This window comes from Clostridia bacterium, assembly GCA_024685775.1.
In the GTDB taxonomy this organism is placed as follows: Bacteria; Bacillota; Clostridia; order Christensenellales; family CAG-1252; genus CAG-1252.
In genome coordinates, this window is sequence record JAIKVL010000004.1 from 94,429 (window position 1) to 119,702 (window position 25,274).

Sequence of the window (25,274 nt, forward strand, 5' to 3'; positions counted from 1 at the left end):
GTTTTTTTATGTTAGAATTTTAGTAGACGGTGATTTACCGTATCTCACTTGCGGAGTTTCCGCAAAATAAAATTTAAGGAGATATCATATGAGAAAAGCATTTATCTGCCCCACCAAGTACGTCCAAGGCGAAGACGAATTGCTCAATTTGGGCTATTTCGTCAAAACGTTCGGCAAAAAAGCCCTTTTGATCGCCGATCCGTTTGCGTTGAACCTCGTAAAAGACAAACTCGCCGCTACCGCGGAAAAATACAAAATCGAATTCGTTCCCGCAGGAGACGTCTTCAAAGGCGAATGCTCCCGCACCGTCGTCGCCAAGCTCCAAGAGATCGCGAAAGCGAATAAATGCGCCTGCACGATCGGTCTCGGCGGCGGTAAAGCGATCGACACCAGTAAGTGCGTCGCTGCCGGCGATCCCCTGATCATCTGCCCGACCATCGCGGCGACCGACGCTCCGACTTCTCACAGCGCGGTTCTTTACACCGACGATCACGAGTTTGACGATTACGCATACTTCCGTCAAAGCCCGAGCGTCGTCTTGATCGACCTGAACGTCATCGCGAACGCGCCGGCTCGCTTCCTCGTCTCCGGTATGGGCGACGCGCTCAGCACCTACTTCGAGGCTCGCGCGAACGTCAAGAGCGTTTCGAACGTAAACGCCGGTCTCCCCTGCGGCGCGAACCGCGCGAAGGGAACTCTCCTCGGCTACGGCACGCATACCGCGTTCGCTCTCGCCGAGCTCTGCTATAAGAACCTCATCAGCGACGGTTACAAAGCGAAAGTCGCCTGCGAAGGCAACTGCGTGACCCAAGCGTTCGAAAAGATCGTCGAAACGAACATCCTTCTTTCCGGTCTCGGCTTCGAATCCGGCGGTCTCGCCGCGGCGCACGCGATCCACGACGGTATCACGATCGTCCACGAGATCCACGCGAATAACTTCCACGGCGAAGTCGTCGCGTTCGGAACGATCTGCCAACTCATCCTCGAAAACGCTCCGGAAGACGAGCTCTATGAAGTTCTCGATTTCTGCGACACCGTCGGTCTCCCGATCTGCTTGCAAGATCTTATGACCAACCGCAAGACGGGCGAAGTCGCGAGGACCTCTCTCACGGACGACGAACTCAAAGCCGTCGCCGCGAAGACCTGCATCCCCGAGGAATCCATCCACAATATGCCCTTCCCCGTTACCGAGGATATGGTCGTCGCCGCGATCAAGACGGCGGACAAGATCGGTCGCGAGTACAAAGGTTTGGACGCGTAATTTCAAGCAAGGATTTACTGTTAGCCGAGGGAATCTCTCTCGGCTAATATCATAAAGGAGAGAACTATGAAAAAAATAATGAACACCCCCGAGACCTTCGTCTACGATATGTGCCACGGTTTGGCGATGGCGCATCCCGATCTCGAATTCGTCGAGAAGTTCAAGATCGTCAAGAAGAAGGAGATCAACGAAGATAAAGTCAGCCTTATCTCCGGCGGTGGTTCGGGTCACGAACCCGCGCACGCCGGTTTCGTCGGGAAAGGCATGCTTGACGCCGCCGTTTGCGGCGACGTGTTCGCATCCCCTTCGCAGGTTCAGGTCTATAACGCGATCAAAAAATGCGCGACCGACAAGGGCGTCCTTCTCATTATCAAGAACTATTCGGGCGACTGCATGAACTTCAACAACGCGATGAGCGACGCGATCGACGACGGAATCAAGGTGGACGCCGTCTACGTAAACGACGACATCGCCGTTAAAGACAGCCTTTACACGGTCGGCAGACGCGGCGTGGCGGGCACCGTCCTCGTTCACAAATGCGCCGGCGCGGCTGCGGAAATGGGCAAAGAACTTTCCGAAGTCAAGGAGATCGCGAATAAAGTCATCGCGAACGTCCGCTCTTTCGGTTTCGCCTTTACTTCCTGCACCGTCCCCGCCGCGGGTCACCCGACCTTCGAGATCGGTGACGACGAGATGGAATTCGGCGTCGGTATCCACGGCGAACCCGGTCGTTTCCGCGAGAAGATCGACTACTCTTCGGGCAAATTCTCCGACAACCTCGCGCAAAGGATCGTCAAAGATCTGAACGAGGATCTCGGTCTCAAATCGGGCGACGAAGTCGTTCTTTTGATCAACGGTTTCGGCGGCACCCCGCTCCAAGAGCTTTACATTTTGAATAAGAGCACGACGGACGCGCTCTCTGCTTCCGGCGTCAAGATCCATCGCACGATCGTCGGCAACTTCATGACGAGCATCGATATGGCAGGCGCGTCGATTACCGTCCTTAAAGTGGACGACGATCTCAAAAAGTACGTCGACTATCCCGTCAACACCCCCGCCCTTACTTGGGGCGCGGCGATGAGCGAACAAGCGGAAGCCGCCGTCGAAGCGATGAACGCGATCGCGAAAGCGCTTGGCGTGACGAACGTCGCGGCGCCCGCGCAAAAGAAAGCGAAGAAAGCCGCCGCGGAAGAAGAGGACGCGAACGCCGTCTACGAAGTCGAAGGCACGCCCGCGATCGGTGAAACCATCAACACCGCCGCGTTCGTCAAGATCGTCGACAAGATGGCGGACGTCATCATCGAGAACGAAGTTCCCTTCTGCGAAGCGGATAAGATGGGCGACGGCGACTTCGGAATGAGCATCGCCAAAGGCTTCAAACAGCTCAAAACCGACTGGGCGACCCGCAAAAAGGGCGACGTCGGCGAATTCCTCGTCTCCTGCTCCGAGATCATCAAAGAGTACTGCGGCGGCGCGTCCGGCCCGATCTGGGGCAGCGCGTTCAAGTACGCGGGCAAAGCGATGCTCGGAAAGAAAGAAGTCAACCTGACCGACATCGCGTTCCTCTTCACCGAGGCGAATCGCGGCGTTTACGAGACGGGCAAGAAGAGCTTCGGCAAAGGCGCGGAAATCGGCGATAAGACCCTCGTGGACGCTTTGAAACCCTGCGCGATGGCTTTGACCAAAGCGGCGGAAGAAGGCAAAAAACTCCAAGAAGGTTTGGACCTCGGCGCGAAAGCGGCGCACGACGGCGCTGAAGCGACCAAGACCCACGTCGCGACGCTCGGCAGAGCGGGCACGGTCGGCGAGCGCAGCATCGGCTACCCCGACGCAGGCGCGCACGGACTCGACGTCATCTTCAACGAGCTTGCGAAGTACATCAAGAACTTCAAAGAGTAATCCCCTATCCTATCACAACGAAAAAAACACCTCGCCGCGGCGAGGTGTTTTTTCGTTTCGATGCATTGACTCCATTCTTTCCGTTTGTTATACTTAAATTAAAGATTTGCCTTACGATTACGACAATCGGCACTTTTTATTCTATTCGAGAACTCGGGGGGTTTATGGAACTCGTTCAATCCTATTCATTTTTTCTAAAACTTTTAAGCCGCAAATACGGTGAAGACGAACGCATCGTTTGCATTCTTTTCCTCGACCCGTGCAACGACGATTTGATAAGCGGTTACCTTTCGCACCGTTTCGATTACTTCAATTATCGACTCGGTGAGCAGATTGACTTTTTCTGCCCCGGATACAGCCATATTGAAAATTCGGAAACGGAAAGATCGTTCAGCTCTCGGGATTTCGTCGACTTCATACGGCAACTTGAACAATTGACCTCTTGGCGGTATTCCGGCGGGACGAACTTACTGCTTTTGCGCTATTCGGACTGTCATCTCCTGTTCGACAGCACATACGATCTTAACTTATCAAAAATGATGATCGACGGGTACCTAACCGATTATCGAGGATTTTTGGAAGATTTGATCCGCTCGTTAAAAGAGGATGACGCCATATTCTTCGAACGTAGCTACGCCAAACATCAAATATCGCGCCTTTGGAATAATTTTTCGGATCTGCTGCCGAACCTTTGCAAAAGCATCGTAAATCACATTAAGGATACGGTGAAAATCGATGGATATTTTACTCCGAAGGATATAAGAAAAAGGCGATAGTCGATCCGACCCTCGCTTTTCAAAATTGCGTTCGTTTCTCTTCTACGCCGAACGGCGATTCGGGTAAACCGCCTGCTCGATCGGCATCGTCGCGATGTCGTAAAAGTCTTTTTCCATCCCTTTGATAATATCGATGATATTCGGATCGAAATGCGTTCCCGATTCTTCCAAGAGGATCTTGAAAGCGTCGTGGGGCGCCATCGGGTCTTTATAGACGCGTTTACTTACGAGCGCGTCGTAGACGTCCGCGATCGCCATAATGCGCGCGGAAAGCGGGATCTCCTCGCCTTTCAATCCCTTGGGATAGCCCGTTCCGTCCCATCTTTCATGGTGCGCGACGGCAATATTATAGGCTTTATCCAAAAACGCTCTGTCGCCGAGATTCACAAAGATGCTATTCACCATTTCACCGCCCTTTTCCGAGTGCTTTTTCATAATGTCGAATTCCTCGGGCGTAAAGCGACCGGGCTTCAAAAGAATGGTGTCGGGGATCGCGATCTTCCCGATATCGTGCAAAGACGCGGCGGTCTCGATCTCATCAATCTCCCGATCGGTCAATTGATCGCGATATTTCGGGTATTTCTGCAATTCGCGCGCGATAAGTCCGACGTACTTTTTCGTTCGGATAACGTGCTCGCCGGTACCGACGTCACGCGATTCGATGATTCCCGCGAGATCCTCGATGACATGAACCTGCATATTGTTTTTTTGCTCCATTTCTTCGCGCGCGATCGCCATCAATTCTTTCTGTTTATCAAGCATGATCGCGTTACGTTTCGAGATCCCGATCGCCAAAAGATTGACGCAAATCAAAGCGAGCATACGCGGAAAAACGTAATGGAATAAGATCTCGATCAGGCGGCGAGGCGTCCCCAAAGCGAACCGTTTGGCGAGATCCAACATCTCTTCATCCGATAACCCGCCTTTAATGAAGTTTCGATCGGGCAATCCGATAAAGAAACTTCCGTAGACGGTCGCGGGGACCAAAAGCAGCGCCGCGATAAAGACGTAGACCGACATTTTTTTGCTGTAACGATATTGCGCGATCATCAAAGAAGGGATTACGAGCAAAAGGATCGCGTGGAAGGAAAGCGCAATACCGACCAATGCGATCCCTACGTACATAAACGTCACCATTATGACCTTAAACGAATAATGCCGACAAATCGAATTCGGCTTTTTCAAAAGTTTATCGTGGATCACGAAAATAACGAGCGGCGTTATAAAAATCAGAAACGACACGAGCATCGTGACCAACATGATCACGCGAGGAACCCTAAAAACTTGCAACTCATTCAACCCGAAACAAATAATCGCCAAACCGGCGATAATGGTCATGACTCTGATAACAAAGCTATTTGCGCTTGATTCCGCAAGTACGTAAATATCTTTTTGATCGTTTTTGATTAACTCATCCATTGGCTTTTACATTTTCGTCCGAATGCAGCGGTTCGAAAACGAAAAAGTCCTTTTTGCGTTATCTTATTTTGAATTATATCATATAAGAAACAGTCCTTGTCAATAAGGAAACGAAAATCGTAATATCGACGCGACAAAATGAGAGAATTATCCGAGCAGACCGTGAACTTCACGAAAAACCGCCGCCGTTCACGGTTTCGAAGGACAAAAAAAAAAGAGAGCCGAAAACCCCTTCCGTTTGCGCGGATCGAATTCTCGGCTCTTTTGCTTTATGCGGATTTATCCGACTTTTCCTCTTCTTCGACAGACGCGCTGCTCTTCGCGTGACTTTTCCGTTTCGGGAAAATGTTCTGCACGCCGGAGACCGTCGAATCGATGGTTTGAATGATATTTTTGATATCCTGTTTGATTCCTTCGAGGGCGTTCAGCCCCTGCGTCAAACTCGTGATCGTAGAAGTGTATTTCTCTTCCCTGCGCTTACTGTCTTGCAACTGATAGACGAGAAGCGCGAGAAAAAGAAGTGCCCAGACGCCGTTCGACGCCATATAGTCCACCAATTGTTCCCACATATCAACCTCCTATTTCTTTGATATATTTCGGGTAATAGAACCCGAGAAACGAGCGAAGCTCGTCTTCGTTTTGCCTGACGAAACGATCCCGCTGACTCTTCGGCAATCGCCTGGTCTCCTCGACGGCGAAATTCAGGCGTTTTTCGTAATTCGTCCTTTTATCTCCCGTGTAATCGCGGAATTCTTTTTCGTATTCCGCGTTCTCCTTTTCGAGATTTTCGACGTATTCCCGTTCCTTTTCACCGAGTTTGGACTGCTTGCTCTTTTCGAACGACTGCAAGATCTTGTCGCGCTTGGCGGTAAGCTTTTGCAGTTTATCTTCCAAGGCGAGCGCGTAATCGATCTCGAAAGACGCGAGCGCCGAGCGATAGGATCTTTGCGTTTCCTCGATCCTTCCGTCCAGATTCCGCACCTCGCTTTCGAGTTTTGCGTCCAATCGCGCCCGGTCGTACGCATGGTCGTCCGCAAGCTGTTCTTTTCGAAGATCGAAAACGGTCGAATGCGTCATTCCGTTCTTCGAAAGGGCTTCGAACGCCCGCCTTTCTTTATCCGAGTGCAATCGATCGATGCTTCGGGTCTTATCCGAATAATCGTCGTACGCCGACTTCTTTCGCTCGATCAGAGAATCCAGCTCTTTCGCGGTCTTCGTTTCGAGTTTGTTCTTTCTCTCGGCAAACGAATCGGCGATGGAATCTTTCGCCTTCTCCATCAATTCCTCGTCCGTCTCGGCGTTCGGCGCGGAAACGGCTCCGTTCGCGTACTCCTCCGCCTTGATCTTGACGCCTTCTTCGTACTCGTTTCGGATCTTGCTCAGCCCGACCAGGATCGGGCGGGTAGGATCGGAATCGATGAGAGGCCCGACGCCCGAGATCTCTCTCTTCGGAAGCGACCTCGGGGGATCCAAATCGAATAGTTTCATACTTTCCTCCTTTACGACGTATAACTGACGTCGTTTTCCGATATGGAAAAACCCGCGAACGCGCCGGAGACGAAAGCGTCCGCATACGAAACGACCGTTTCCGTGCCCGCCGAATTCCGACGAACGAGAACGTTCGAATCTTTTTTGTAGTAGAAAAAGGGATATCGCATATCCACTTCCACGTTACACGACGGCGCGAAGGTTTTATTTCGGGTGATCGTCAAAAGATCATACGGAACGAACGCGTTGCCGCAGACGACGGAATACAAACCGCCCTGCCAAAACTGCATCGCCTTCCAAAGCCCGTCCCCGTTCGAATACAAAAGGAGCGAGCCGCGCCCCGCGCTTTTTACTTCTTTCACCCCCGAAATGACGTTCGCGCAGAGCGCGGGCGTTCCGTCGAAGGGAAAGGCGTAAAACCGAAGATCCCCGCTTTCGTCCGCGACGGCGGCGATGAAATCGAAATCGGCGGACAATCCCAGCCCGTCGATCAACGCGCAGGACGTCAGTCCGTTTACGGGGATGGTCTCGATGTGATTCCCCGTGATGACCTTGACTTCACTGTCCGACGTCGAAGAAAGGACGACGAGATCGGAAGCGTACGCGCCGACGGATTTATTATAGTAAAACGCCGCGTCGACGTGCTCCGCGTTCATATCCGACACCGTCGTCTGGTTATTCGAACGTTCGTACTTTTCGATCTTTCGTTTTCCCAAGCGGACGAATGCGATCGCGCGCGTCGGAAGATAGGCGGATCCGATATCGTTCAGATAACGACCGTAACGGCGGATCGCGCCGCCCGAAACCGTAACGGACGCGCCTTTATGGTTTCCGTCCGAGACGACGTCGAAGATATGCTCTCCCTTCTCCAAAACGCAGGTCAGGTGAAAGGCGGGCGACCTTTTTTCCGAGACGGGGACTCCGTCGATATAAGGCGTGTAAGCGCCCGTCAGATCGAAAAAGGTCATTTCGAATTCGACTTCGCATTTCGCGTCCGAATAAAAGCGGACGCCGCCGACTCGCTTTGCGGAAGGCAACGAGGTCCGGACGGTCTTGCGTCTTTCGCGATTCGCCATCAATTCTTCCGTATTAAAAAACGTTTCTTTCCGATAATCCATTTTCATTCTCCGAAAAAGTCGACGACCATATCCGCTTCCGTCACCCGAACGCTTTCTGCGGAGGAAGCGATCGTGATCGACAATTTGTCGAAGGGTCGTTTGACTTTGATCTTATTCAGTCCCGTATGGACGGGGTATAAGAAGGAGACGCCGTCGAGCTCGACCGAGATCAAGGCCTCCCCTTCCGCGCGAGCGCGCATTTCCCGAAGCAGTTTTTTGCCCCGATTTGCGCCGAGCGTCGTCACGGGCGAACGCCACACTTTATAGGTTGCCGTCGAATTCACGCTGCCGGATCTGTCGATCAGTCCGAGGAAATTCACGGGATAGTTCGCCTCTGCGATAACGCCGCCGATCGCTTCGTTATTCACGCCGATCATACAGGTGATCGTCAAATCGTGCGCGATCTCGATTTTTCCGTTCCATACGTCATAGATCAAAAGGCTGTTCGGAGCGTTTCGGATCGCGCTGTCCATATCGAGCGAGCAGGCGAGATAATACTTGCCGTTATGAAACGCGCCGTGCGCTTCGGGCTGATTCGCCGAAAACAGTCCTTCGAGTTCCTGCAAAGTTTTCCCGACCGCCAAACCGTCGAAGACGTAGACGCCGTCCGACGCGCTGAACATAATCCTGTCGCCGCAAACGGTGATCGTGTCTTTATGGATCAATCCGACCGAAAGAAAGAGTTTTTTGACGACGAATTGCGTTTGATCGTTATATGCGGTGATCCTCGCGATCCCGTGCTCGAAAAAGACGTACAGGTAGCCGCCGAAACTCAGGACTTTTATCACTTGCCCCATCTCGCTCGAAAACGAGATCGCGCCGCCCTCTTTCAAAGAAACGTTCCAATTCGACGGATTGAAATCGTCGCTGAATCGGAGCGTGAAAGGATCGCTTCCGAAGCAAGCGAACACGCGGTCGCTATGCGAACACATCGTCGTGATCGGCTCGTTCATTCCGAGATTCTGCGCCGTCATTCCGCGCAAAAAGAAGAGTCCTTGCGTCGAAGAGAAAAGAAGCCCTTCTCTCTCGTCCAACAAATACGGGATCGCGCATAAGACCTCTCCGTAAGCGTCGAGTTCGGAAAACATCACGAACGCATTCAAGCGAAGATCGTACAGCATTCCGTCGTCCGCATAGGCGATCAAGCGATCGGTCCGATATTGCGCGGCGTGCATCGTGTAGGAAAACAGCCGCAGGAAGCGGACTCCGTCGGGCTTACGGATATGCCACGTTCTGCCGTCGATCTTTTCGGCGGCGAGCGATAACCCCGTTCCCGTCTCCAAAACTCCTTTTTCGAAAGCGAAGTTATAACTCTTCGGAGAGTACGAAAAAGGGAGTTCCTCTTCGGCGACGCGCGTATCGACGCCTTTGAACGAGGAGAGCTTAAAGCGTTTTCGGGCGGGAGAAGACAGCGTCGAGTTGATAAAGCGTCGGATCATAACCATCTCCCGAACGGCAACGTAATTTCCCTACGCGAAGAAAGAACGTTCGCCAACCCTTCTTTGTAACGTTTTTCGAAAAGCGTCGCTTCTTCGAAAAGCATGGATTCGAGCGCGTACTCCGCCGCGACTCCGCTTGCGAAAAGATCCGGGGAGACGCGCGGCGGCATTTCGATCGTCCCGCCGAGCGCGGGATAGGAATTCGGCGTGTAACAATATCGCAGGGAGTACGATCCGTCTTCGGCGAACAAGCTTCCCCCGCGAACTTTACACTTTGCCTTCCCGCCGCCCGAACGAACGAGTTTTACGACGTCGAAAAACCGTTTCGTAAGAGCGGACAGCTCGAACGACCCGTTCGAAACCGTGATCGATTCCTCTTCTTCGAGGGGCGCGTACTCGGTGATCAAGCGCATATACGCCACGCCGAGCGCGTTTACGAGGCGCGCCGTTCTCTCGTCCATCGGGCTGCCTTCCGCCGTTAGGTTTTCGCCCAGCAGCGTCGCCGCTTTATTCAATATTTCATTGACTTGCATAATTCCTCCTATCCCCGCGTTTTCCACGCGGCGTTCATAAATGCTTCCGCGGTCTCGCCCGCCTTTTCGCAGATCTCGCGCTCTTCTTCAAGCTTCGCTTTCCGCTCCCGTTCTTCGAGTTCTTCCAAGAATCGTTTTATGCGGCGCACATGCGTTTCGCGAAGTTTCGTCACGAGGCGAGCGTCGAGCGCGTCGTTCCAAGTTACGACGATCTCGTCTTCTTTTCCGTTCAGTCGGACTTCGAAACGGGATCGCTCCAAGTTGTAAAACAAAAGATACCGCTCGTCCACCTCGCGGATCCGATCCGACACGTCGAACACGTCGCTTCGGATCGGGATCAATCGTTCTTTCCGCATATGCGCCGCCTCCCGCGTTATGCCGAAGCCGCGGTAATGCCCGTGATCTTACCCTGACCGCCCGGCTTGTCGCAGATCATATCCGCATACTTGACGAGGGTCGCGGTAAAGGTCGCGGTTCCCGGCTTTTGCGTAAGGACCTTGCCCTCTTCGCCTTCGAGCCATCTCCAATCGCAGAGCTGATGGATCTTGAAGTCTTTGCTGCTCAAAAGATACATCGTCCCGTTATCCACGAAGCGTTCCGCGATGACGGGGATTCCGTTATAGGAGATCGCCTTGAAGCCGCCGTCGAGATTCATATAGTCGATATTCGTGCGGCTCATCGCAAGATAATCGAGGTAGAAACGTCTGACGTCGTAAGACGTGCTGATGAAATCCACGTCGGACGCGGAGACTTCCTCCAACTTGTCGATCGCTTCTTGGATCATTCCCGAATGGATCGCGCCGGCGTTGGCTCGGATATAAGGATTCAGGAACTTGTAGGTCGCGCGGTTGAGCCCGTAAACGAGACCGCTCATATTGAAAAGAGATTCCAATCCGGTCAGCTCGGAGTCCTTGCTGTTTTGAAGGGTCGCGAAATAGTTCGCGCCGATGAGCTCCGAAGGCGCGGTTCCGTCGATCTTGACGGTGTTTTCGTTATGATCCACCGCCAAAATGCGCCTTTGCGAGACGATCGGGGTGTTTTGCCCGTCGGCGTAAACGTCGATCAACATTCCTTCGAGGAAATTTCTGACGTTGCTGAACTTGATCAGGTTTCTGTCGCTATTTCCGGGATTCGCGACGGTGACGCCGAGTTTTCCGGATCCGTTGCCGTACAGCATACGGCTGAAATGGAACTTGCTCGCTTTGAGAAGCCCTTCCATCTCGCTGTTCAACAGATTGACGAACGCGCCCGCGTTGTTTTCGCTGGCGCGGAGCGCTTTATCCGAGATATCGATCGTTCCGTACAGGTTTTTGAGCGTGGTCGTAAAGTTCACGTACAAATTGCCGGATGCCGCGGGGAGATCGCCCGTTTCGCTTCCCGCGCCTACGCCGCCGTTTACGCCGTACGGCACGAGACGGACGATGTTTTTACCCCAAACGTTTGCGGTGGATTGCTCGATTTTTCCGAGAAAAGCGTTCGTTTTGGTGTTGAGTTGGTTGGTGATTACTCCGAGATAAAGCGTCTTCAACGCTTTATCGGCAGTCGATAAAGAAATCATATTACATCCTCCTTTCCATTATCATTTTTTCCGTCATGGCTCCCGCCTCTTCGAAGGTTTTCGCTCGATTCGGCGGTAAAACGGAAGCGGCGCCGCCATGCGTGATCAAATCGGGAACGCCGCTGAGGGGAGAGAGTTCGGAAAGATACTCTTTGACGAATCTATCGCGAATCTTTTCGTTTTTATAGACGTACTTTTCCAAAAACTCTCCGTCTTGCATTATGCTTTCGGGATCTTTGTAGTTTTTCGAAACGGCTTTCCCGAGCGCGATTTCGAGACAACGCTCGTTTCCCGCGAGTTCGGGATCGGATTTCAAGATCGAACTGATCTCGGTCGCGTACTCTCTCGCGATCGGATATTCTTCGACGAAGGACGCAACTTTATCATCCCAGTTTTCCTTTTCGTACAGAGGGGTGGATCTTTCGCCTCCCTTTTCGGCGGGGGAAGATGCGCTTCTCTCCTCCAACTCTTTAATCAGCTGACATTTCTTCGTGAATTCCGATTCGAGATTTCGATACGCTTTCCACAGTTCCTCGCCGTTTGCGAATTTTCCGACGGAGACGGGTTTTTCGTTATCCGAAACGCGTTCGTTTTGATCGTCGTTTTCGGGCAAAGCCGCCGTTTGTTCCATTTCTTCAAGCATAATTTACCTCCTTATATTTGCGCTTACGCGCCTGCTTCCACGCTCTTGATGAGCGCTTGTCTGCGTTTATGCATTTTGATATGATCGAGAAGGCGTTTCTTCGCAGCCTCGTCGTAGGGATATTCTTTTCCGATGATCGCGCGGGTATGTTCCGCAATATGGAGCGCGTCGTCATCCACTTCCTCGCATTCGATTTCGCCTTTGAGGACGCGCTCGTTCTCTTCTTTCGCCCGATTGACGTGAAGATCGTCGAGTTCTCTCGCGCTTTCCCAGTTTCCGAAGCCGAGCATTTCGAGGATCTTTCGTTTGTTCGAAGCGCTGATTCTTCCGTCGTCGTCCGCCAAAAGACCGAGGTTCAAAAGCTCGATCACGCGATTGCGCCTTGCGGACGCCGTTTCGAGGACGTCGCCGCTGACGTCGTAGACGACGTCGTCCGAACTGATATCGTTTCGATCGAAGAGCTTGTACTCGATCTCCCCGTTCTCACCGGCGATCCGTTTCATCCGCTGTTTGACCGCGAATTGTTTATAAAGCCGCAGGACTTGCTTCGCGACTTCTTTGATCGCGCCGCGGATCTCGTTCGCCGTAACTTTGAGTCTCGAATCGTCCTGCTCCATCAAAAGCGAGATCGCTTTCGCGCTGGTATTCGTGGACGGCGCTTCGGAGTACTTCATCAAGGCGCTGACGCCGCTGATGATCGTAAACTCTTCGAGGAGTCTCTCCTCTTCGCGGACGAGTTCGGCGGGGACGGAACCGATCTCCAACATTTGCGGCATCCTTCCGCCCTGCCTGACGATAATGACTTTCCCCGGCGAAAGCCCGTCTTCTTCGAGGTTCTCGACGTCCACGCTTCCGTCCTCGACCGCGAGCACGCCCATCGTCATTCGGTTCAGATATTCGTGCTTACGGTTTTTGACGGCGTTGAACGCGCGTTGGATCGGGATGATCCTTTCGACGATCGACGCGCCGAAAAAGTTCCCCGGATTCATGACGGAGGTTTGCTTCGCGAAAGGATATCCTCTGAGCGAGCCTTCCTTATTGATATAGGGAAGCGGTCCGTCGAAGACGATTTTATTCCCCGCGCAAATGACGAGCCTGCCTTGGGGATACGCCGTCGTCGGCAGTTCGTAACGCTCGATCACCATCGCGTGATTTTCTAGAGTTTCCGCTCCCATCGCGCGGACGAATCCGCTGTAACCGAGCCCGCCGATCGTGCTTCCGCCCGAGACCACGAACCCGCTGACGCTTTCGGCGGGGACCTCCACGCCCCAAATATCCTCGATCTCCTCGACCGAATACGCTTTCGCGTGGATCAGGCTGCGGCAGTCGTCGACGTGCGCGTTCGTCACGCTGTCGGGATAGATCTCGAAAGGCGGGACGACTTCGATCTCGACGTCGCCGTCAAAGAGTTCTTCCTTCCCGTTTTTCCCGATCTTTCTGCCCTTATGCTTATTCCAAGTCACCTTGTAAAGCGCGGTTCCCGTAACTTCGCTCCACATATTCGCTTCGTAAATGAGCTGCTGTAAATTCAACTCGTTGAAGACGGAATTCAGGATCTTTCCGGAAAAAGCCGCCGCGGCTTTATCCGATTCGTCGGCGGTCAGCGGGCGCACGGACATGCCGAGTTTAATGGCGCTGAGTTTGGACGTTCGCGTTTCGAGGATGGTCGCGGTATGGTTATAAACTTCGCGCTGCTGCCAAAAGTACTGCTTTCCGTAGTCTTCGATATCCCCCGTTTGCCCGATCTCGCAGTATTGATTCCCCATGACGAAATTCAAATTCAATCGCCATTGCATTTCAAGGTTTTTCCTCGCTTCGCGACGCGCCTCGAAATCCTTTCTTATCTCCGCGACGAGGTCTTCCTGCGTTTCGAACTCATCTTTTTTCATTCTGTTCCCTCCTTTTTTCCGCTTTCTTGATTAGGCTGTCCGGGCTTTTCGGGACGATCTCCCTTCCGAACAATTCGTACATCTTTTCCATACACGCGCGGCAAAGATACAAGCCGCCCGCTTCCCTTTTCCAAGGCACGCGCGGCCGAGAGAGATCGGGCGCCACGGCGAACGCGGCGAGATTCTTACAAAACCCGACGTCGCACTTTGCTTTGACTTTCAGTTTTATCAGTTCCATTTTCCGTTTCCTCCAAGAGTTTTAATAATCGCTTCTTTTCTTCCGCGAGTTCTTCGTCCGTCATTTTTTCCAAAGCCCCTTCCTCCGAGACGATCTCCAAATAGGCTTTCAAGGCGGAGATGTCCGGCGGATAATGCTTGCTCGTTACTTTTTGTTTGATGACGTCGCCTTCCGCGGAATACTCCGTCGTCTTTTCTTTTGCGGTGTAGCCGATCGCCTTTTTGTAGAGAGAGTTTACGAGCCTTTCATCGATCATTGTTTCCTCCTTCTCAATAGTTTTTCCCGCGCCGACCGAGCAGTTTGTTCTTAAATCTCGCCTGCGGCGTCAGTTCTTCTTTTTTCGGAGCGCAAGGGCGCGGCTTGCTCATCAGATAATATCGGAGTTCGTCCATCGCGTGATCGTCCGCCTTTACGGGAGCGTCACCGTTTCCCCAATAATAGCCCTTGATCTCTCGGATCATATGGACGCAATTCCGAAAGATGACGATGCGCGGCGGTCGCTCTTTGAACCAACTTTTGACGCGCGCGATCCCCGACCAAAGATCCTTGTCGACCGACGTGTTGCAGATGACGCCTTTTTCATAGAAAAGATCGGCGACCGACCGCAGGGAAGCGAGCGTCTTTTGATTCGCGGCGCTGTCGATAATGCAGCGAAGTCTTCCCTTTTCATCCCGATGCCAGCCGAGTTCGTCCGCGATCTCGTGAATGCGTTTCGCGTGGTGATCGATATCCTTTCCGCTCTCGTAATGCTCCGCGACGACGTAGACGTTTCCGTCGTAATCGACCGCGTAAAAATGGCAGGACAGCGGATTATGAAGTCCGGGGTCGATCGAAATCGTATCGTACCACTCCCGCGGGATCTCGAACGGATCGACGACGTGGATGCTTTCGTCGAACTCGGGATAGACCAATCCCCCTTCGTCGCCGAATTTTCCGTATCGCCTACTTTGGACGCTTTCCTCGTCGAACGCGCCGGTCAAAAGCTCGATCTCCGACGGATCAAGATAAGGATTGTCCGCCCATTCCATCGTGATCGACCAGATCTCCGAATTGTTCTTTCGGTTCATAAAGATCTCGTCGTAGACCCACGTCCTGCCTTTCAAAGGCGTCATCGTTCCCCAGATCTCGCCCTTTCGATCCATTACGCGCATCAGACATTCTTCGTAAACGTCGCGCGGCGGTTCTTCGTCGAACCAGACGAAATCGAGCGACGCGCCCTGAAAGCGTTCTCTGCCTTGATCCGCGCTTTTGAATCCGATGCGGGAGACGCCGCCGAAGACGTTACGGATCGTTATATAATCGATGACGCCGCCTTCGGGCGCGCTTTTTCTGCCCGATTGCATCGTGACGTCCTCGATCCATTCGGGTCGAAGATAGGATAAGATCTTACTTTGCGACACCTCTCTTTGGACTTCGTACGTCGGCGAGACGACCCAACCGCAGACGTCTTTCCTGTTTTGCCGAAAGGGGTGGATCCCTCTCGCCCACCAAACGGCTTCCACCGCGCCGCATTCCGTTTTTCCGCTGCGATTCCCGCCGAAGACCCAGCGATTGCGTTTCGGGCATTTATGGAAGATCATCTGCTTTTCGTGGACTTTTTCTTTGTTGTATTTTCCGAGCTTATCGTGTTTTTCCCGAAAGGTTTGCAGTCGCTCGATTTCGGCGATCTTCCGTATGATCTCTTCTTGTCCGATCTTTTTTTTCATTTCCCGACACCTTCATTTGCGTTCCGCTCTTCCCATTTTTCGAAAAATGATATATAATAGCGGTATGAAACGCATTTTGCCCGTTTTTCTTCTCCTTGCGGTGATCGCCTGCTTTACCCTTGCCGCTCCCGCTTCCGCTTCCGCGGAAACCTCTTTTTATTTGAAAGTCGAGCGCGACGGAATCTCTCTTTATGAAAACACCGCGATCCAAGCCGCGATGTTTACTCTGCCGAAAACCTACTACGTAAAGATCCTTCGCCTCTCCTACGCTCCGACCTATCATTTGATCGAGTATAACGGAGTCAAAGGCTTGATCAAAATTTCCGATTTTTCGGATACGCCGGAAGAAAACGTCCCGAATCCTTATTACACGTCGACTTCCGTCACCGCGCATATAGAGACGGTTTTATATTCTTCCCCCTCTTTTTCCTCGCGCACCGAGATCGCCGCGAGCGGGCTTTCTTTGACCTATCTCGGGAAAGTGAACGGAGAAAAAGGGACGTACGACACGCCCGTCTGGTTCGCCGTCTTGTATGCGAACGAAGTCTATTATTTGCATTGTTCGCTGACGAATAATTTATCTCTGCTCGAAAGTTCTTTCGCGCCCGTTCATCCAAACAGCGTCGTTCAGCCCGATCCTTCGAACCCCGCAAGCGGGAAAGAAGCCTCATCCGAGCCGACGAAAGATTCTTTCGACGTCGTTCGACTGCTTCTGATCATCGGAATGATCGTTCCCCTTTTAGTCATCGTCTTTCTTTTATTCAAACCCCGTCGCCGCCCTTCCGCTCCGCAAAGGAGCCGCCGCTACGACCGCGAGGACGATTACGACGATTATTACGACGATTGATCTTGTAAAAATTTCCTCCTCGTCTTAAACGCATTGTTCCGTTCGCGAGAATCCGCTTTCCGCCGTTTGCTGGAAGACGATCACGCGCGTTTGATACCGTTCGGAATAAGCATCGAACGCGGCGTTCTTCATTTTTTCGCGCATCTCTCGCGCCTCGTCGTCCTCTTTAATGACCCGATTCAGCGAAACGGAGAACAAAGGTTCGTTACCGAATTCCCGAAGAATCCTCTTTTGATCGAACCCGAATCGATCGAGCGCGCAAGCGAATTCTTCGAGCGCCCGATCGAACCTTCGATACAGCGTTCGAAGCGAGATCCCGAGTTTTTTCATCAGATCCGATCTTGCCAGTGTGAATTCGTATCTCTCGCGAAGCAAGGCGGCGTTTCCGGTTTTGATTCCGGAGAGTCCCCTCTCGATCACGTATTTCATATTTACCAAATTTCTTTTTCTTTCGTTATTCTTAATAAGGCGTTCGTAAAGTCTCATCTGATCGCTCGGATAAATTGCATAGAACCCATCGAGAGCGCATTTCTCCGCGCTCCTTTCCAGCGCTTCGCAAACGTCATCGATATGCGCGTAACACGAAACGAGCGCCTTTGCTACCAACAATCTGTCTTCCATTTTTATCCTCCTTCTCAAAATCGCCCGTTGTAATGCGAACAAATGTTCACATCATCAATATATCACGTTTCCCTCAAAAGTCAATGCGGACGTGTCACTATTTTCGCATAAAAACAAAAATTGTAAAGAACGTATTAAATCTTTCGTATGTTTGGATATATTTTTGAACAAAAGTCAATTTTTGGCGATTTTTAAGCCTTTTTCGCCCATATTTTAATCATAATTCATTTTTGTTCAAAATTGCAAACTTCGTGCCATAAATTTTCCGTTCAAAATTCAAAATGCATATTATTCGCATTTTACTCACGTTTCGATCCCGTTTTTAAGCTCCGATTCCGAGGCTTTCGAAATGCGCCTCTTGCTTTACGATTTGAGATAATTCGAAGTACGCACGAAAAATGGGACGTTTTCGATTCCATTCGTCGAAGCCGTTCGTGATAAAAAGAGAACGGATCGCGCAACCTACCATTATGCTAACCGTCTTTATTCGATCGATCATCACTTACGTTTTTCTGTTGTTCATAATGCGCCTTATGGGCAAACGCCAATTATCCGAGTTGCAGCCCTTCGAATTCGTCATAACATTGATTGTTGCGGAACTCGCCTGCATCCCGATGTCGGACACTTCGATCCCGCTTTCTTATGGGATCATTCCGATGTTTACGATGTTTATCCTTCATATCGCGATCACGAAACTTGCGAGTAAAAATCATAAATTCAATCGGTTTTTGAACGGCGTACCCGTCGTCGTCATCTCGCCGAGCGGGATCGATCATCGCCTTCTCGACAAATTGGATATGAACGTGACCGACCTTTTGCACGCGCTTCGCGCGGCGGGTTACTTCTATCCGAGCGAGGTCGCGTACGCGATTATGGAGACGAACGGAACGCTCAGCGTCCTGCCGAAAAGCGCGTTCGCGCCCGTCACGCCGAACGATATGAAAGTCTCGGTGGACGCAAGCGAAATGCCCTACCCGATCATCTGCGAAGGCGCGACTTTCTCCGAAAACCTCGTGATCACGGGCGTAGGCGAAGACTCGATCCGCACGCTACTCGAACGGCACGGGATCCGAAAAAGCGACGTCCTTTTGCTGACTGTGGATAAAAACCGAGAAGTCTTTTTGCAACCCTATAAGGGAAAAGCCATTACGGGAGAAACGGTATGAGACGGCTGATCCTCGCCCTGTCCGTCCTCCTCTTGATCCTCGCCGCCGGGATCGCGGAACAGATCTGCATCGTCAGGATCTACGATAAAATGGGATCGAGCGCGAAAGAAGTAAAATGCGCCGTGGAAGCGGACGTTCGGACCGCGCTCCCCGCCGCGAAATCTTTGCAAGAAGAATGGCTCGGAAAGCGCAGTTTCCTTGAAGCGGTCACTCCGCATAACGAGACGAAAGAGATGGTTTTGAGGATCGCGGAGCTTATCGGATATATCGAAGCGGAGGACGATAAGTCCGCGACGGCGACTGCGGCGATCATCGTCGAAATGTGCGAAAACACCCCGCATATATTGGGTTTTCATTGGCAACACATTTTTTAATGAGATCATATAGGGCGCTTATGCTTCTCTACCGCATCGCTCTCGTCGATCATATACAAGCAGTATTCTCCCATCCGATCGCTTGCGGAGCGTTCGCCTAATCACTGCGCTCCGATCTCATTGGAAATAGCTATACCCGATTCCTCGTCGAGCCTCGCACTTGCAACCCTTCTGCACTTTTGCCGAAAATCAGCAATCTTAAAATCCGTTTACGGAGCGTTCGCCCGATCGCGGTTTTTTTTGTTTGATCGGAAAATCCGATAAATAAAAAGAAGTCCGACGCCGTCTGCGTCGGATCTCTTTTTAAGAAAGAATCTTTTTTAAGAATTCGCCCGTATAACTGCCGGGGACTTTCGCGACCTCTTCGGGGCTTCCCTCGGCAACGATCCTACCGCCGCCGTCGCCGCCGTCCGGTCCGAGATCGACGATATAATCCGCGACCTTGATCACGTCGAGATTATGCTCGATCACGAGGACGGTATTCCCGCTCTCGGTCAAGCGATTCAAAATCTTTATAAGTTTATCCACGTCGTAGCTGTGTAATCCCGTCGTGGGCTCATCCAAAATATAGACGGTCTTTCCCGTGCCGCGCTTCGAAAGCTCGGTCGCGAGTTTTACCCTCTGCGCTTCGCCGCCCGAAAGCTCCGTCGCGGGTTGTCCGAGCTTGATATAGCCGAGACCCACGTCGTAAAGCGTCTTGATTCGATTATAGATTTTCGGAATATTGCGGAAGAAATCGCAGGCTTCCTCGACCGTCATATCGAGGACTTCGGCGATATTTTTTCCTTTGTAACGGACTTCGAGGGTTTCGCGGTTATAGCGTTTCCCGCCGCAGACTTCGCAGGGAACGTAGACGTCGGGAAGGAAATTCATTTCGATGCGCATCACGCCGTCGCCCGAGCAATTCTCGCATCTGCCGCCCGGGACGTTGAAACTGAACCGCCCTGAAGAGTACCCCCGCTCTTTCGCGTCGGGAGAATGCGCGAAGAGATCGCGAATGTCGTTGAAAACGCCCGTATACGTCGCGGCGTTACTCCTCGGCGTGCGCCCGATCGGGGATTGATCGATATCGATGACCTTATCGAAATTCTCGATCCCGCGGATCTCCTTGCATTTTCCGTTTACGACTTTTTTCGCGCCGTTCAGCCTCTTCGTTAGTTCGGGATACAAAATCCCGCCGACCAAACTGCTCTTTCCGCTTCCGCTGACGCCCGTCACGCAGGTAAAGAGCCCGACGGGGATCTTTACGTCGATATTATGAAGGTTGTTTTCGCTCGCGCCGAGGACTTCCAAAAAGCGTCCGTCGGGCTTTCTTCTCTCTTTCGGAATTTCGATCTTCATCTCGCCCGAGAGATACTTGCCCGTGATCGAGCGAGGAGATTTTTGAATATCTTCGGGGGTTCCCGTCGCCACGACTTCGCCGCCGAGGACGCCCGCCATCGGACCGATATCGACGATATAATCCGCGCTTCGGATCGTGTCTTCGTCGTGTTCGACGACGATCAGGGTATTCCCGAGATCGCGTAGGCGTTTGAGCGCGGCGATAAGTTTCTCGTTATCCTTTTGATGGAGTCCGATGCTCGGCTCGTCCAAAACGTACAAAACGCCGACGAGTCCGCTTCCGATCTGCGTGGCGAGTCGGATGCGCTGAGATTCGCCGCCCGAAAGGGTCGCGGAAGAGCGCGAAAGCGTAAGGTATCCGAGCCCGACGTTGACCAAGAAATTGAGGCGCGCTTTGATCTCTTTCATCACTTGATTCGAGATCAGTTTTTCGCGATCGTTCAACGCGAGATCATCGAAAAAGATTTGCAGATCTTTTATGCTTTTATCGCATAATTCCGCAATATTTTTTTCTCCGAGCGTGACCGCGAGCGCTTCTTTTCTGAGGCGTTTGCCGCCGCAAGCCGCGCAGGGAACGACGCGCATCAAGCGTTCGTACTCGAATTTCATAAAGACGCTGTCCGTTTCGTCGTAGCGGCGATTGATCAAATTGACGATGCCTTCGTAGGTCGTTTTATGGCTTCCCGAGAACGCTTGCGTAACGTAGTCCACTTCGAAGACTTCGCCGTGATTTCCGTATAAAATGATATCGAGGATCTTTTTCGGGAGGTCTTTCATCGGCGTGTCGAGCGAAAAGCCGTACTTCTTCGCAAGCGCGCGCATCGTCTGCGCGACGGTCTTGGATTCCATACTCCAACCGATATTGTTGATCGCTCCGCCGTTCACGCTCTTATTCCAATCTTTGACGATCAGATCGACGTCCGCTTCGTAACGAAAACCGATGCCGTGGCAACTCGGACACGCGCCGAACGGAGAGTTGAAACTGAAAAAGCGCGGCGTCAGTTCTTCGATATTGACGTCGCAGTCCGGGCAGGCGTACTTCGTGTTATAGAGCGTCTCTTTGCCGTCCGTCTCTGCGACGACGATGCCGCCCGTCATTTTGAGCGCGATCTCCAAGCTATCCGTCAAGCGGCGTTCCGCGCCTTCTTTGATCTTCAATCGGTCGACGACGACGGAAATATGATGTTTGAGTTGTTTATCGAGCGCGGGGATCTCGTCGTCCGCCGAATAATCAGTCCCGTCGATAATGAAGCGCAAAAAGCCCTGTTTTTTATAGCCTTCGATCTGCCTGCCGTACTCGCCTTTCCTTCCGCGAACGACGGGCGCGAGGACGCGGACTTTCGCGCCTTCTCCCGCCGCCATAACGCTGTCCGTGATCTGGTCGATCGAGGTCTCTTTGATCTCTTTCCCGCAGTTCGGGCAGTGAGGAATGCCGATACGCGCGTATAAAAGACGCATAAAATCGTAGATCTCCGTCGTCGTCCCGACGGTGGATCTCGGGTTTCGACTCGTCGTCTTTTGGTCGATCGAGATCGCGGGCGAAAGCCCTTCGATATAGTCGACGTCCGGTTTATCCGCTCTGCCGATAAATTGGCGCGCGTAAGAAGAGAGACTTTCGACGTAACGCCTTTGCCCTTCGGCAAAGATCGTGTCGAACGCAAGCGAAGATTTCCCGCTTCCGGAAAGACCGGTAAAAACGGTCAGTTTGTTTTTCGGGATCGAAACGTCGATATTCTTTAAGTTGTTTTGACGCGCCCCTTTTATCGTTAAATTCTCGTCCATTTTCTATCGTCCTTTTCTCGCAGCCTGTAAGGCTTGCAGTTGCTCCCTGAGTTCGATCGCCGTTTCGAAATCCAGACTCGCCGCCGCCCGCTTCATCAAAGCGGTAACGAGCTCGATCTGCCTGTCCAGTTCCTTCGGCGCGAGTTTTTCTTTCGGCGCCGTTTCCTTGACGGGCTTGGAGATCTCGATCGTGTTTACGATCTTTTTAACGACGCTGCGCGGCGTGATATGATATTTTTCGTTATGCGCCGCCTGCGCTTTTCTTCTGCGCTCGGTCTCGCCGATCGCCTTTTTCATACTGTCCGTCATGACGTCCGCGTACATGACGACGCGACCGTCCACGTTTCTCGCCGCCCTGCCGATCGTCTGGACGAGAGAGGTCTCGCTTCGGAGAAACCCTTCTTTATCCGCGTCGAGAATCGCGATCAGCCCGACTTCGGGGATATCGAGACCCTCCCTCAAAAGGTTGATGCCGACGAGGACGTCGTACTCCCCGGAGCGAAGCGCGTTCACCGTCTTGATTCGTTCGAGCGTCACGATATCCGAATGCATATAGATCGCTTTTACGCCCTGCTCTTTGAGATAATCGGTTAGGTTTTCCGCCATACGCTTTGTCAAGGTCGTAACGAGAGTGCGATAGCCCGCCGCGGTCGTCTTTTTGATCTCGCCGAGGAGATCGTCGATCTGCCCTTCGATCGGTCTGACTTCGACGACGGGATCCAAAAGCCCCGTCGGGCGAATGAGTTGCTCCACGACCTGCCCCGCCCGTTCGAGTTCGTAAGGAGCGGGCGTCGCGGAGACGCAGATCATTTGCGGGACGCGATCCAAAAACTCGTCGAATTTCAGCGGGCGATTGTCATACGCCGCGGGAAGTCGGAATCCGTAATCCACGAGGTTTTGCTTTCTCGAACGGTCGCCGTTATACATCGCGCGGATCTGCGGAAGCGTCATATGGCTTTCGTCGATAAAGACGATGAAATCGTCCGGGAAGAAGTCGGTCAGCGTGTAAGGCGGCGTCCCGGGTTCTCTGCCGTCGAAATAACGGCTGTAATTCTCGATGCCGTTGCAATAGCCGACCTCGCGGATCATTTCGGTATCGTATAAGACGCGCTCGCGAATGCGTTGCGCTTCGATCATTTTCCCTTCTTCGATAAACTCTTTCTCGCGGACGAGCATATCCGCGTTGATTTTCGCGAGGATCTTTTCGGTGTCCGTTCCGATCATATAATGGCTCGCGGGAAAAATATTGACGTGCTTCAAAGAAAGCTTGGTTTTCCCCGTCAGGACGTCGAACTCCGTGATGCGGTCGATCGAATCGCCGAAGAATTCGACGCGAACCGCCGTCTCGGAAGAGCTGATCGGGAAGATATCGAGAACGTCCCCTTTCGCGCGAAAGGTTCCGCGGCGGAAATCGAGATCGGCGCGAAGGTATTGGATCCCGACGAGTTTTTTGATCACCTCGTCACGGTCCTTTTCATCCCCCTCGCGAAGGGAAACGGCGTGAGAATAGTATTCTTTCGGCGCGCCGAGCCCGTAGATGCAGGAGACGGAAGAGACGACGATCGTGTCGCGCCGCTCGCAAAGAGAAGCGGTCGCGGAGTGGCGAAGCTTATCGATCTCGTCGTTGATATCGAGTTCCTTTTCGATATAGGTATCGGTCGAAGGGACGTACGCTTCGGGCTGATAATAATCGTAATACGAGACGAAAAATTCGACGCGATTATGCGGAAAAAGCTCTCTGAATTCGTTGCAAAGCTGCGCGGCGAGCGTCTTGTTATGCGCGATCACGAGCGCGGGGCGATTGACCTTTTCGATGACGCTTGCCATCGTAAACGTCTTTCCGCTGCCCGTAACGCCGAGCAAGACCTGCGTGGTAAGACCGTCTTCCACGCCCTCCGCGAGTTTCTCGATCGCCTGCGGTTGATCGCCGCAAGGCTTAAAGGGGCTGACAAGTTTGAAATCCATTATTATTATTTGATCGCGTTGACGATAAGCGTAATAAGAGGTTTGAGCGCGGCGGCGAGCGCGACGCCGAGGATTGTCAGAATGATCTTCCAGACGATGCTGGAACGGCGGGCGCGAAGCCTTTGCTCCTCGCTGCGCTGAAACGCGAATCCCTTTTTCAGAAGGGTGACGCAATAATAAAAGTCGCCTTTTTTATCCGATTCGACGAGATCGATATACTCGTCGTATACCAAAGCGCGCATCGTGGGTTCGAGGTCTTCCGCCTTGAAATCCAAAGAATACGGGATACCGATCATGATATCCACCGGACGGATCAAGCACATACCCTTGTTCTTCGTCGTTTTCTTGTAAATCACGCGCATCAAAGCGCTCTCTTTCTTGTTCAGCATAGTTTCTTAAAAATCAAGATCATAAAGATCAGGTTTACGATGACAGCGCCGAGCGCGGATCCGAAAAGCGCGGCGAAAAACACCTTTTTCGGACTGATCGAAGTTTTTTTCTTTTCCTCTTCCGACGGCGCGGGAGCTTCGGGAGTCGCGTTGATCAAAGAACGCGTCGTTCTGGCTTTTTCGCGGCTCTCCGCAAGCGCGATGCGATCTTCGAGCTCCGCGATCAGATCCTGCTGTTTGCGGCTCTCCTCTTTCGCGCTTTCGAGGGCGGCTTTCTTCTTTTCTTTGTCCTTGCCGTCGCCCGCCTCGTCAAAAGACGCCTGCGCCTTACGGACTTTTTCTTCGCTTTCTTTTTGCAGTCGCTCTTTCTTTTCTTCGAGCGCGATACGCTCCTGCCGATCCTCTTCCGCGGCTTGAAGCTCTTTTTTATAGGAAAGAATCTCGGGCTCTTCGGCTACGATCTGCGCAAGACGCTCGCGCGACTGCTTGATCAAAGCGCGACCTTTCGTTCGCATCGCGACGCAATACTCTTCGTTATCCGCGTATTTGAGATCGATGAGCCCGTCCGCCACGAGGACTTCGAGGATCTCCGTGAGTTCATCGGGCTGAAAAGTATGATAAGAAATACGGGAAGTGATCTCTTCCGCTTCCAGAATGCGATACCCTTCGCCTTCGCAAAGGTCGAAAAGCGCGTCCATAACTTTGATCGAAATATCGTTCATCTCTCACCTACCGAATACTTTCGCCTGATAATATATTTATTATACACGCTCTCTTAATAAATTGCAACACAAAAAGTTTCGCTTGGCGAATGCGAAAAAA

The 25,274-nt window shown here is 52.3% G+C and carries 23 protein-coding genes; 5 read left to right on the plus strand and 18 right to left on the minus strand.

The features are described 5' to 3' along the window. Positions 1 to 88 precede the first annotated feature (88 nt). Together K5753_01185 and dhaK are read left to right on the plus strand one after the other, a co-directional pair. Positions 89 to 1,261, plus strand: a complete 1,173-nt coding sequence (locus K5753_01185; GenBank protein ID MCR4725815.1) for a glycerol dehydrogenase — start codon at positions 89 to 91, stop codon at positions 1,259 to 1,261. Positions 1,262 to 1,327: 66 nt separating this feature from the next. After that, positions 1,328 to 3,160, plus strand: coding sequence for a dihydroxyacetone kinase subunit DhaK (dhaK, locus tag K5753_01190; protein MCR4725816.1), 1,833 nt, complete (start codon positions 1,328 to 1,330; stop codon positions 3,158 to 3,160). A gap of 818 nt (positions 3,161 to 3,978) precedes the next feature. Here the strand turns inward: dhaK and K5753_01195 are convergent. The 13 genes from K5753_01195 to K5753_01255 all read right to left on the minus strand — a co-directional run bounded on the left by K5753_01195 (position 3,979) and on the right by K5753_01255 (position 15,967). Continuing rightward, the gene (locus K5753_01195; GenBank protein ID MCR4725817.1) at positions 3,979 to 5,355 is read right to left on the minus strand and encodes an HD domain-containing protein; all 1,377 of its coding nucleotides are present in this window, start codon (positions 5,353 to 5,355) and stop codon (positions 3,979 to 3,981) included. A 269-nt stretch (positions 5,356 to 5,624) separates the two neighbouring features. Further along, positions 5,625 to 5,924, minus strand: coding sequence for a hypothetical protein (locus K5753_01200; protein MCR4725818.1), 300 nt, complete (start codon positions 5,922 to 5,924; stop codon positions 5,625 to 5,627). 1 nt (position 5,925) lies between these two features. Then, positions 5,926 to 6,843 carry a hypothetical protein gene (locus tag K5753_01205; GenBank protein ID MCR4725819.1) on the minus strand — a complete coding sequence of 306 codons (918 nt, stop codon included), beginning with the start codon at positions 6,841 to 6,843 and terminating at the stop codon, positions 5,926 to 5,928. An 11-nt stretch (positions 6,844 to 6,854) separates the two neighbouring features. After that, complete coding sequence (locus K5753_01210) at positions 6,855 to 7,961, minus strand: hypothetical protein (protein MCR4725820.1); 1,107 nt, start codon at positions 7,959 to 7,961, stop codon at positions 6,855 to 6,857. 2 nt (positions 7,962 to 7,963) lie between these two features. Further along, complete coding sequence (locus tag K5753_01215; protein MCR4725821.1) at positions 7,964 to 9,400, minus strand: hypothetical protein; 1,437 nt, start codon at positions 9,398 to 9,400, stop codon at positions 7,964 to 7,966. Beyond that, complete coding sequence (locus K5753_01220; GenBank protein ID MCR4725822.1) at positions 9,397 to 9,933, minus strand: hypothetical protein; 537 nt, start codon at positions 9,931 to 9,933, stop codon at positions 9,397 to 9,399. The genes K5753_01215 and K5753_01220 overlap by 4 nt, the downstream gene beginning before the upstream one ends. An 8-nt stretch (positions 9,934 to 9,941) precedes the next feature. Continuing rightward, positions 9,942 to 10,289 (minus strand): hypothetical protein, encoded by a 348-nt coding sequence (locus tag K5753_01225; GenBank protein MCR4725823.1) that lies wholly within the window; start codon positions 10,287 to 10,289, stop codon positions 9,942 to 9,944. A gap of 17 nt (positions 10,290 to 10,306) precedes the next feature. Continuing rightward, positions 10,307 to 11,491, minus strand: coding sequence for a phage major capsid protein (locus tag K5753_01230; GenBank protein MCR4725824.1), 1,185 nt, complete (start codon positions 11,489 to 11,491; stop codon positions 10,307 to 10,309). A gap of 1 nt (position 11,492) precedes the next feature. Next, a complete protein-coding gene (locus tag K5753_01235; GenBank protein MCR4725825.1) occupies positions 11,493 to 12,134 on the minus strand; it encodes a hypothetical protein in 642 nt (213 codons plus the stop codon). Between the two features lie 23 nt (positions 12,135 to 12,157). Beyond that, a complete protein-coding gene (locus K5753_01240; protein ID MCR4725826.1) occupies positions 12,158 to 14,023 on the minus strand; it encodes a hypothetical protein in 1,866 nt (621 codons plus the stop codon). Beyond that, positions 14,010 to 14,261 carry a hypothetical protein gene (locus tag K5753_01245; protein ID MCR4725827.1) on the minus strand — a complete coding sequence of 84 codons (252 nt, stop codon included), beginning with the start codon at positions 14,259 to 14,261 and terminating at the stop codon, positions 14,010 to 14,012. The genes K5753_01240 and K5753_01245 overlap by 14 nt, the downstream gene beginning before the upstream one ends. Further along, positions 14,209 to 14,517 (minus strand): hypothetical protein, encoded by a 309-nt coding sequence (locus tag K5753_01250; GenBank protein MCR4725828.1) that lies wholly within the window; start codon positions 14,515 to 14,517, stop codon positions 14,209 to 14,211. Before K5753_01250 ends, K5753_01245 begins: the two co-directional genes overlap by 53 nt. Positions 14,518 to 14,530: 13 nt before the next feature. Next, the gene (locus tag K5753_01255; GenBank protein MCR4725829.1) at positions 14,531 to 15,967 is read right to left on the minus strand and encodes a terminase family protein; all 1,437 of its coding nucleotides are present in this window, start codon (positions 15,965 to 15,967) and stop codon (positions 14,531 to 14,533) included. Positions 15,968 to 16,031: 64 nt separating this feature from the next. On the opposite strand from K5753_01255, the gene K5753_01260 reads away from it, so the two are divergent. Further along, positions 16,032 to 16,814: a hypothetical protein gene (locus K5753_01260; GenBank protein ID MCR4725830.1), complete on the plus strand. Its 783-nt coding sequence runs from the start codon at positions 16,032 to 16,034 to the stop codon at positions 16,812 to 16,814. Between the two features lie 24 nt (positions 16,815 to 16,838). Here the strand turns inward: K5753_01260 and K5753_01265 are convergent, their stop codons facing one another. Further along, entirely contained in the window at positions 16,839 to 17,435 is a 597-nt protein-coding gene (locus tag K5753_01265) for a hypothetical protein (GenBank protein ID MCR4725831.1), read from the minus strand. Positions 17,436 to 17,905: 470 nt separating this feature from the next. Between K5753_01265 and K5753_01270 the strand changes: the two genes are divergently transcribed. Together K5753_01270 and K5753_01275 are read left to right on the plus strand one after the other, a co-directional pair. Next, complete coding sequence (locus K5753_01270) at positions 17,906 to 18,601, plus strand: DUF421 domain-containing protein (protein ID MCR4725832.1); 696 nt, start codon at positions 17,906 to 17,908, stop codon at positions 18,599 to 18,601. Then, positions 18,598 to 18,975, plus strand: a complete 378-nt coding sequence (locus K5753_01275; GenBank protein MCR4725833.1) for a DUF4363 family protein — start codon at positions 18,598 to 18,600, stop codon at positions 18,973 to 18,975. Before K5753_01270 ends, K5753_01275 begins: the two co-directional genes overlap by 4 nt. A 303-nt stretch (positions 18,976 to 19,278) precedes the next feature. Here K5753_01275 and uvrA read toward each other — a convergent pair whose 3' ends face one another. Genes uvrA through K5753_01295 form a run of 4 tightly spaced genes read right to left on the minus strand, consistent with a single transcriptional unit; the run spans position 19,279 to position 25,174 of the window. Further along, positions 19,279 to 22,098 (minus strand): excinuclease ABC subunit UvrA, encoded by a 2,820-nt coding sequence (gene uvrA / locus K5753_01280; GenBank protein ID MCR4725834.1) that lies wholly within the window; start codon positions 22,096 to 22,098, stop codon positions 19,279 to 19,281. Positions 22,099 to 22,101: 3 nt separating this feature from the next. Beyond that, positions 22,102 to 24,069, minus strand: coding sequence for an excinuclease ABC subunit UvrB (uvrB, locus tag K5753_01285; GenBank protein ID MCR4725835.1), 1,968 nt, complete (start codon positions 24,067 to 24,069; stop codon positions 22,102 to 22,104). Beyond that, positions 24,069 to 24,452 (minus strand): hypothetical protein, encoded by a 384-nt coding sequence (locus tag K5753_01290; protein MCR4725836.1) that lies wholly within the window; start codon positions 24,450 to 24,452, stop codon positions 24,069 to 24,071. The genes uvrB and K5753_01290 overlap by 1 nt, the downstream gene beginning before the upstream one ends. Then, positions 24,446 to 25,174, minus strand: a complete 729-nt coding sequence (locus K5753_01295) for a hypothetical protein (GenBank protein MCR4725837.1) — start codon at positions 25,172 to 25,174, stop codon at positions 24,446 to 24,448. The genes K5753_01290 and K5753_01295 overlap by 7 nt, the downstream gene beginning before the upstream one ends. Positions 25,175 to 25,274: the final 100 nt, after the last annotated feature.

Excerpts from the sequence above, each read along its gene's own strand:
- K5753_01185 (MCR4725815.1), top strand. The coding sequence starts at position 89 with ATGAGAAAAGCATTTATCTGCCCCACCAAGTACGTCCAAGGCGAAGAC.
- dhaK (MCR4725816.1), top strand. The coding sequence starts at position 1,328 with ATGAAAAAAATAATGAACACCCCCGAGACCTTCGTCTACGATATGTGC.
- K5753_01195 (MCR4725817.1), bottom strand. The coding sequence starts at position 5,355 with ATGGATGAGTTAATCAAAAACGATCAAAAAGATATTTACGTACTTGCG.
- K5753_01200 (MCR4725818.1), bottom strand. The coding sequence starts at position 5,924 with ATGTGGGAACAATTGGTGGACTATATGGCGTCGAACGGCGTCTGGGCA.
- K5753_01205 (MCR4725819.1), bottom strand. The coding sequence starts at position 6,843 with ATGAAACTATTCGATTTGGATCCCCCGAGGTCGCTTCCGAAGAGAGAG.
- K5753_01210 (MCR4725820.1), bottom strand. The coding sequence starts at position 7,961 with ATGGATTATCGGAAAGAAACGTTTTTTAATACGGAAGAATTGATGGCG.
- K5753_01215 (MCR4725821.1), bottom strand. The coding sequence starts at position 9,400 with ATGATCCGACGCTTTATCAACTCGACGCTGTCTTCTCCCGCCCGAAAA.
- K5753_01220 (MCR4725822.1), bottom strand. The coding sequence starts at position 9,933 with ATGCAAGTCAATGAAATATTGAATAAAGCGGCGACGCTGCTGGGCGAA.
- K5753_01225 (MCR4725823.1), bottom strand. The coding sequence starts at position 10,289 with ATGCGGAAAGAACGATTGATCCCGATCCGAAGCGACGTGTTCGACGTG.
- K5753_01230 (MCR4725824.1), bottom strand. The coding sequence starts at position 11,491 with ATGATTTCTTTATCGACTGCCGATAAAGCGTTGAAGACGCTTTATCTC.
- K5753_01235 (MCR4725825.1), bottom strand. The coding sequence starts at position 12,134 with ATGCTTGAAGAAATGGAACAAACGGCGGCTTTGCCCGAAAACGACGAT.
- K5753_01240 (MCR4725826.1), bottom strand. The coding sequence starts at position 14,023 with ATGAAAAAAGATGAGTTCGAAACGCAGGAAGACCTCGTCGCGGAGATA.
- K5753_01245 (MCR4725827.1), bottom strand. The coding sequence starts at position 14,261 with ATGGAACTGATAAAACTGAAAGTCAAAGCAAAGTGCGACGTCGGGTTT.
- K5753_01250 (MCR4725828.1), bottom strand. The coding sequence starts at position 14,517 with ATGATCGATGAAAGGCTCGTAAACTCTCTCTACAAAAAGGCGATCGGC.
- K5753_01255 (MCR4725829.1), bottom strand. The coding sequence starts at position 15,967 with ATGAAAAAAAAGATCGGACAAGAAGAGATCATACGGAAGATCGCCGAA.
- K5753_01260 (MCR4725830.1), top strand. The coding sequence starts at position 16,032 with ATGAAACGCATTTTGCCCGTTTTTCTTCTCCTTGCGGTGATCGCCTGC.
- K5753_01265 (MCR4725831.1), bottom strand. The coding sequence starts at position 17,435 with ATGGAAGACAGATTGTTGGTAGCAAAGGCGCTCGTTTCGTGTTACGCG.
- K5753_01270 (MCR4725832.1), top strand. The coding sequence starts at position 17,906 with ATGCTAACCGTCTTTATTCGATCGATCATCACTTACGTTTTTCTGTTG.
- K5753_01275 (MCR4725833.1), top strand. The coding sequence starts at position 18,598 with ATGAGACGGCTGATCCTCGCCCTGTCCGTCCTCCTCTTGATCCTCGCC.
- uvrA (MCR4725834.1), bottom strand. The coding sequence starts at position 22,098 with ATGGACGAGAATTTAACGATAAAAGGGGCGCGTCAAAACAACTTAAAG.
- K5753_01290 (MCR4725836.1), bottom strand. The coding sequence starts at position 24,452 with ATGCTGAACAAGAAAGAGAGCGCTTTGATGCGCGTGATTTACAAGAAA.
- K5753_01295 (MCR4725837.1), bottom strand. The coding sequence starts at position 25,174 with ATGAACGATATTTCGATCAAAGTTATGGACGCGCTTTTCGACCTTTGC.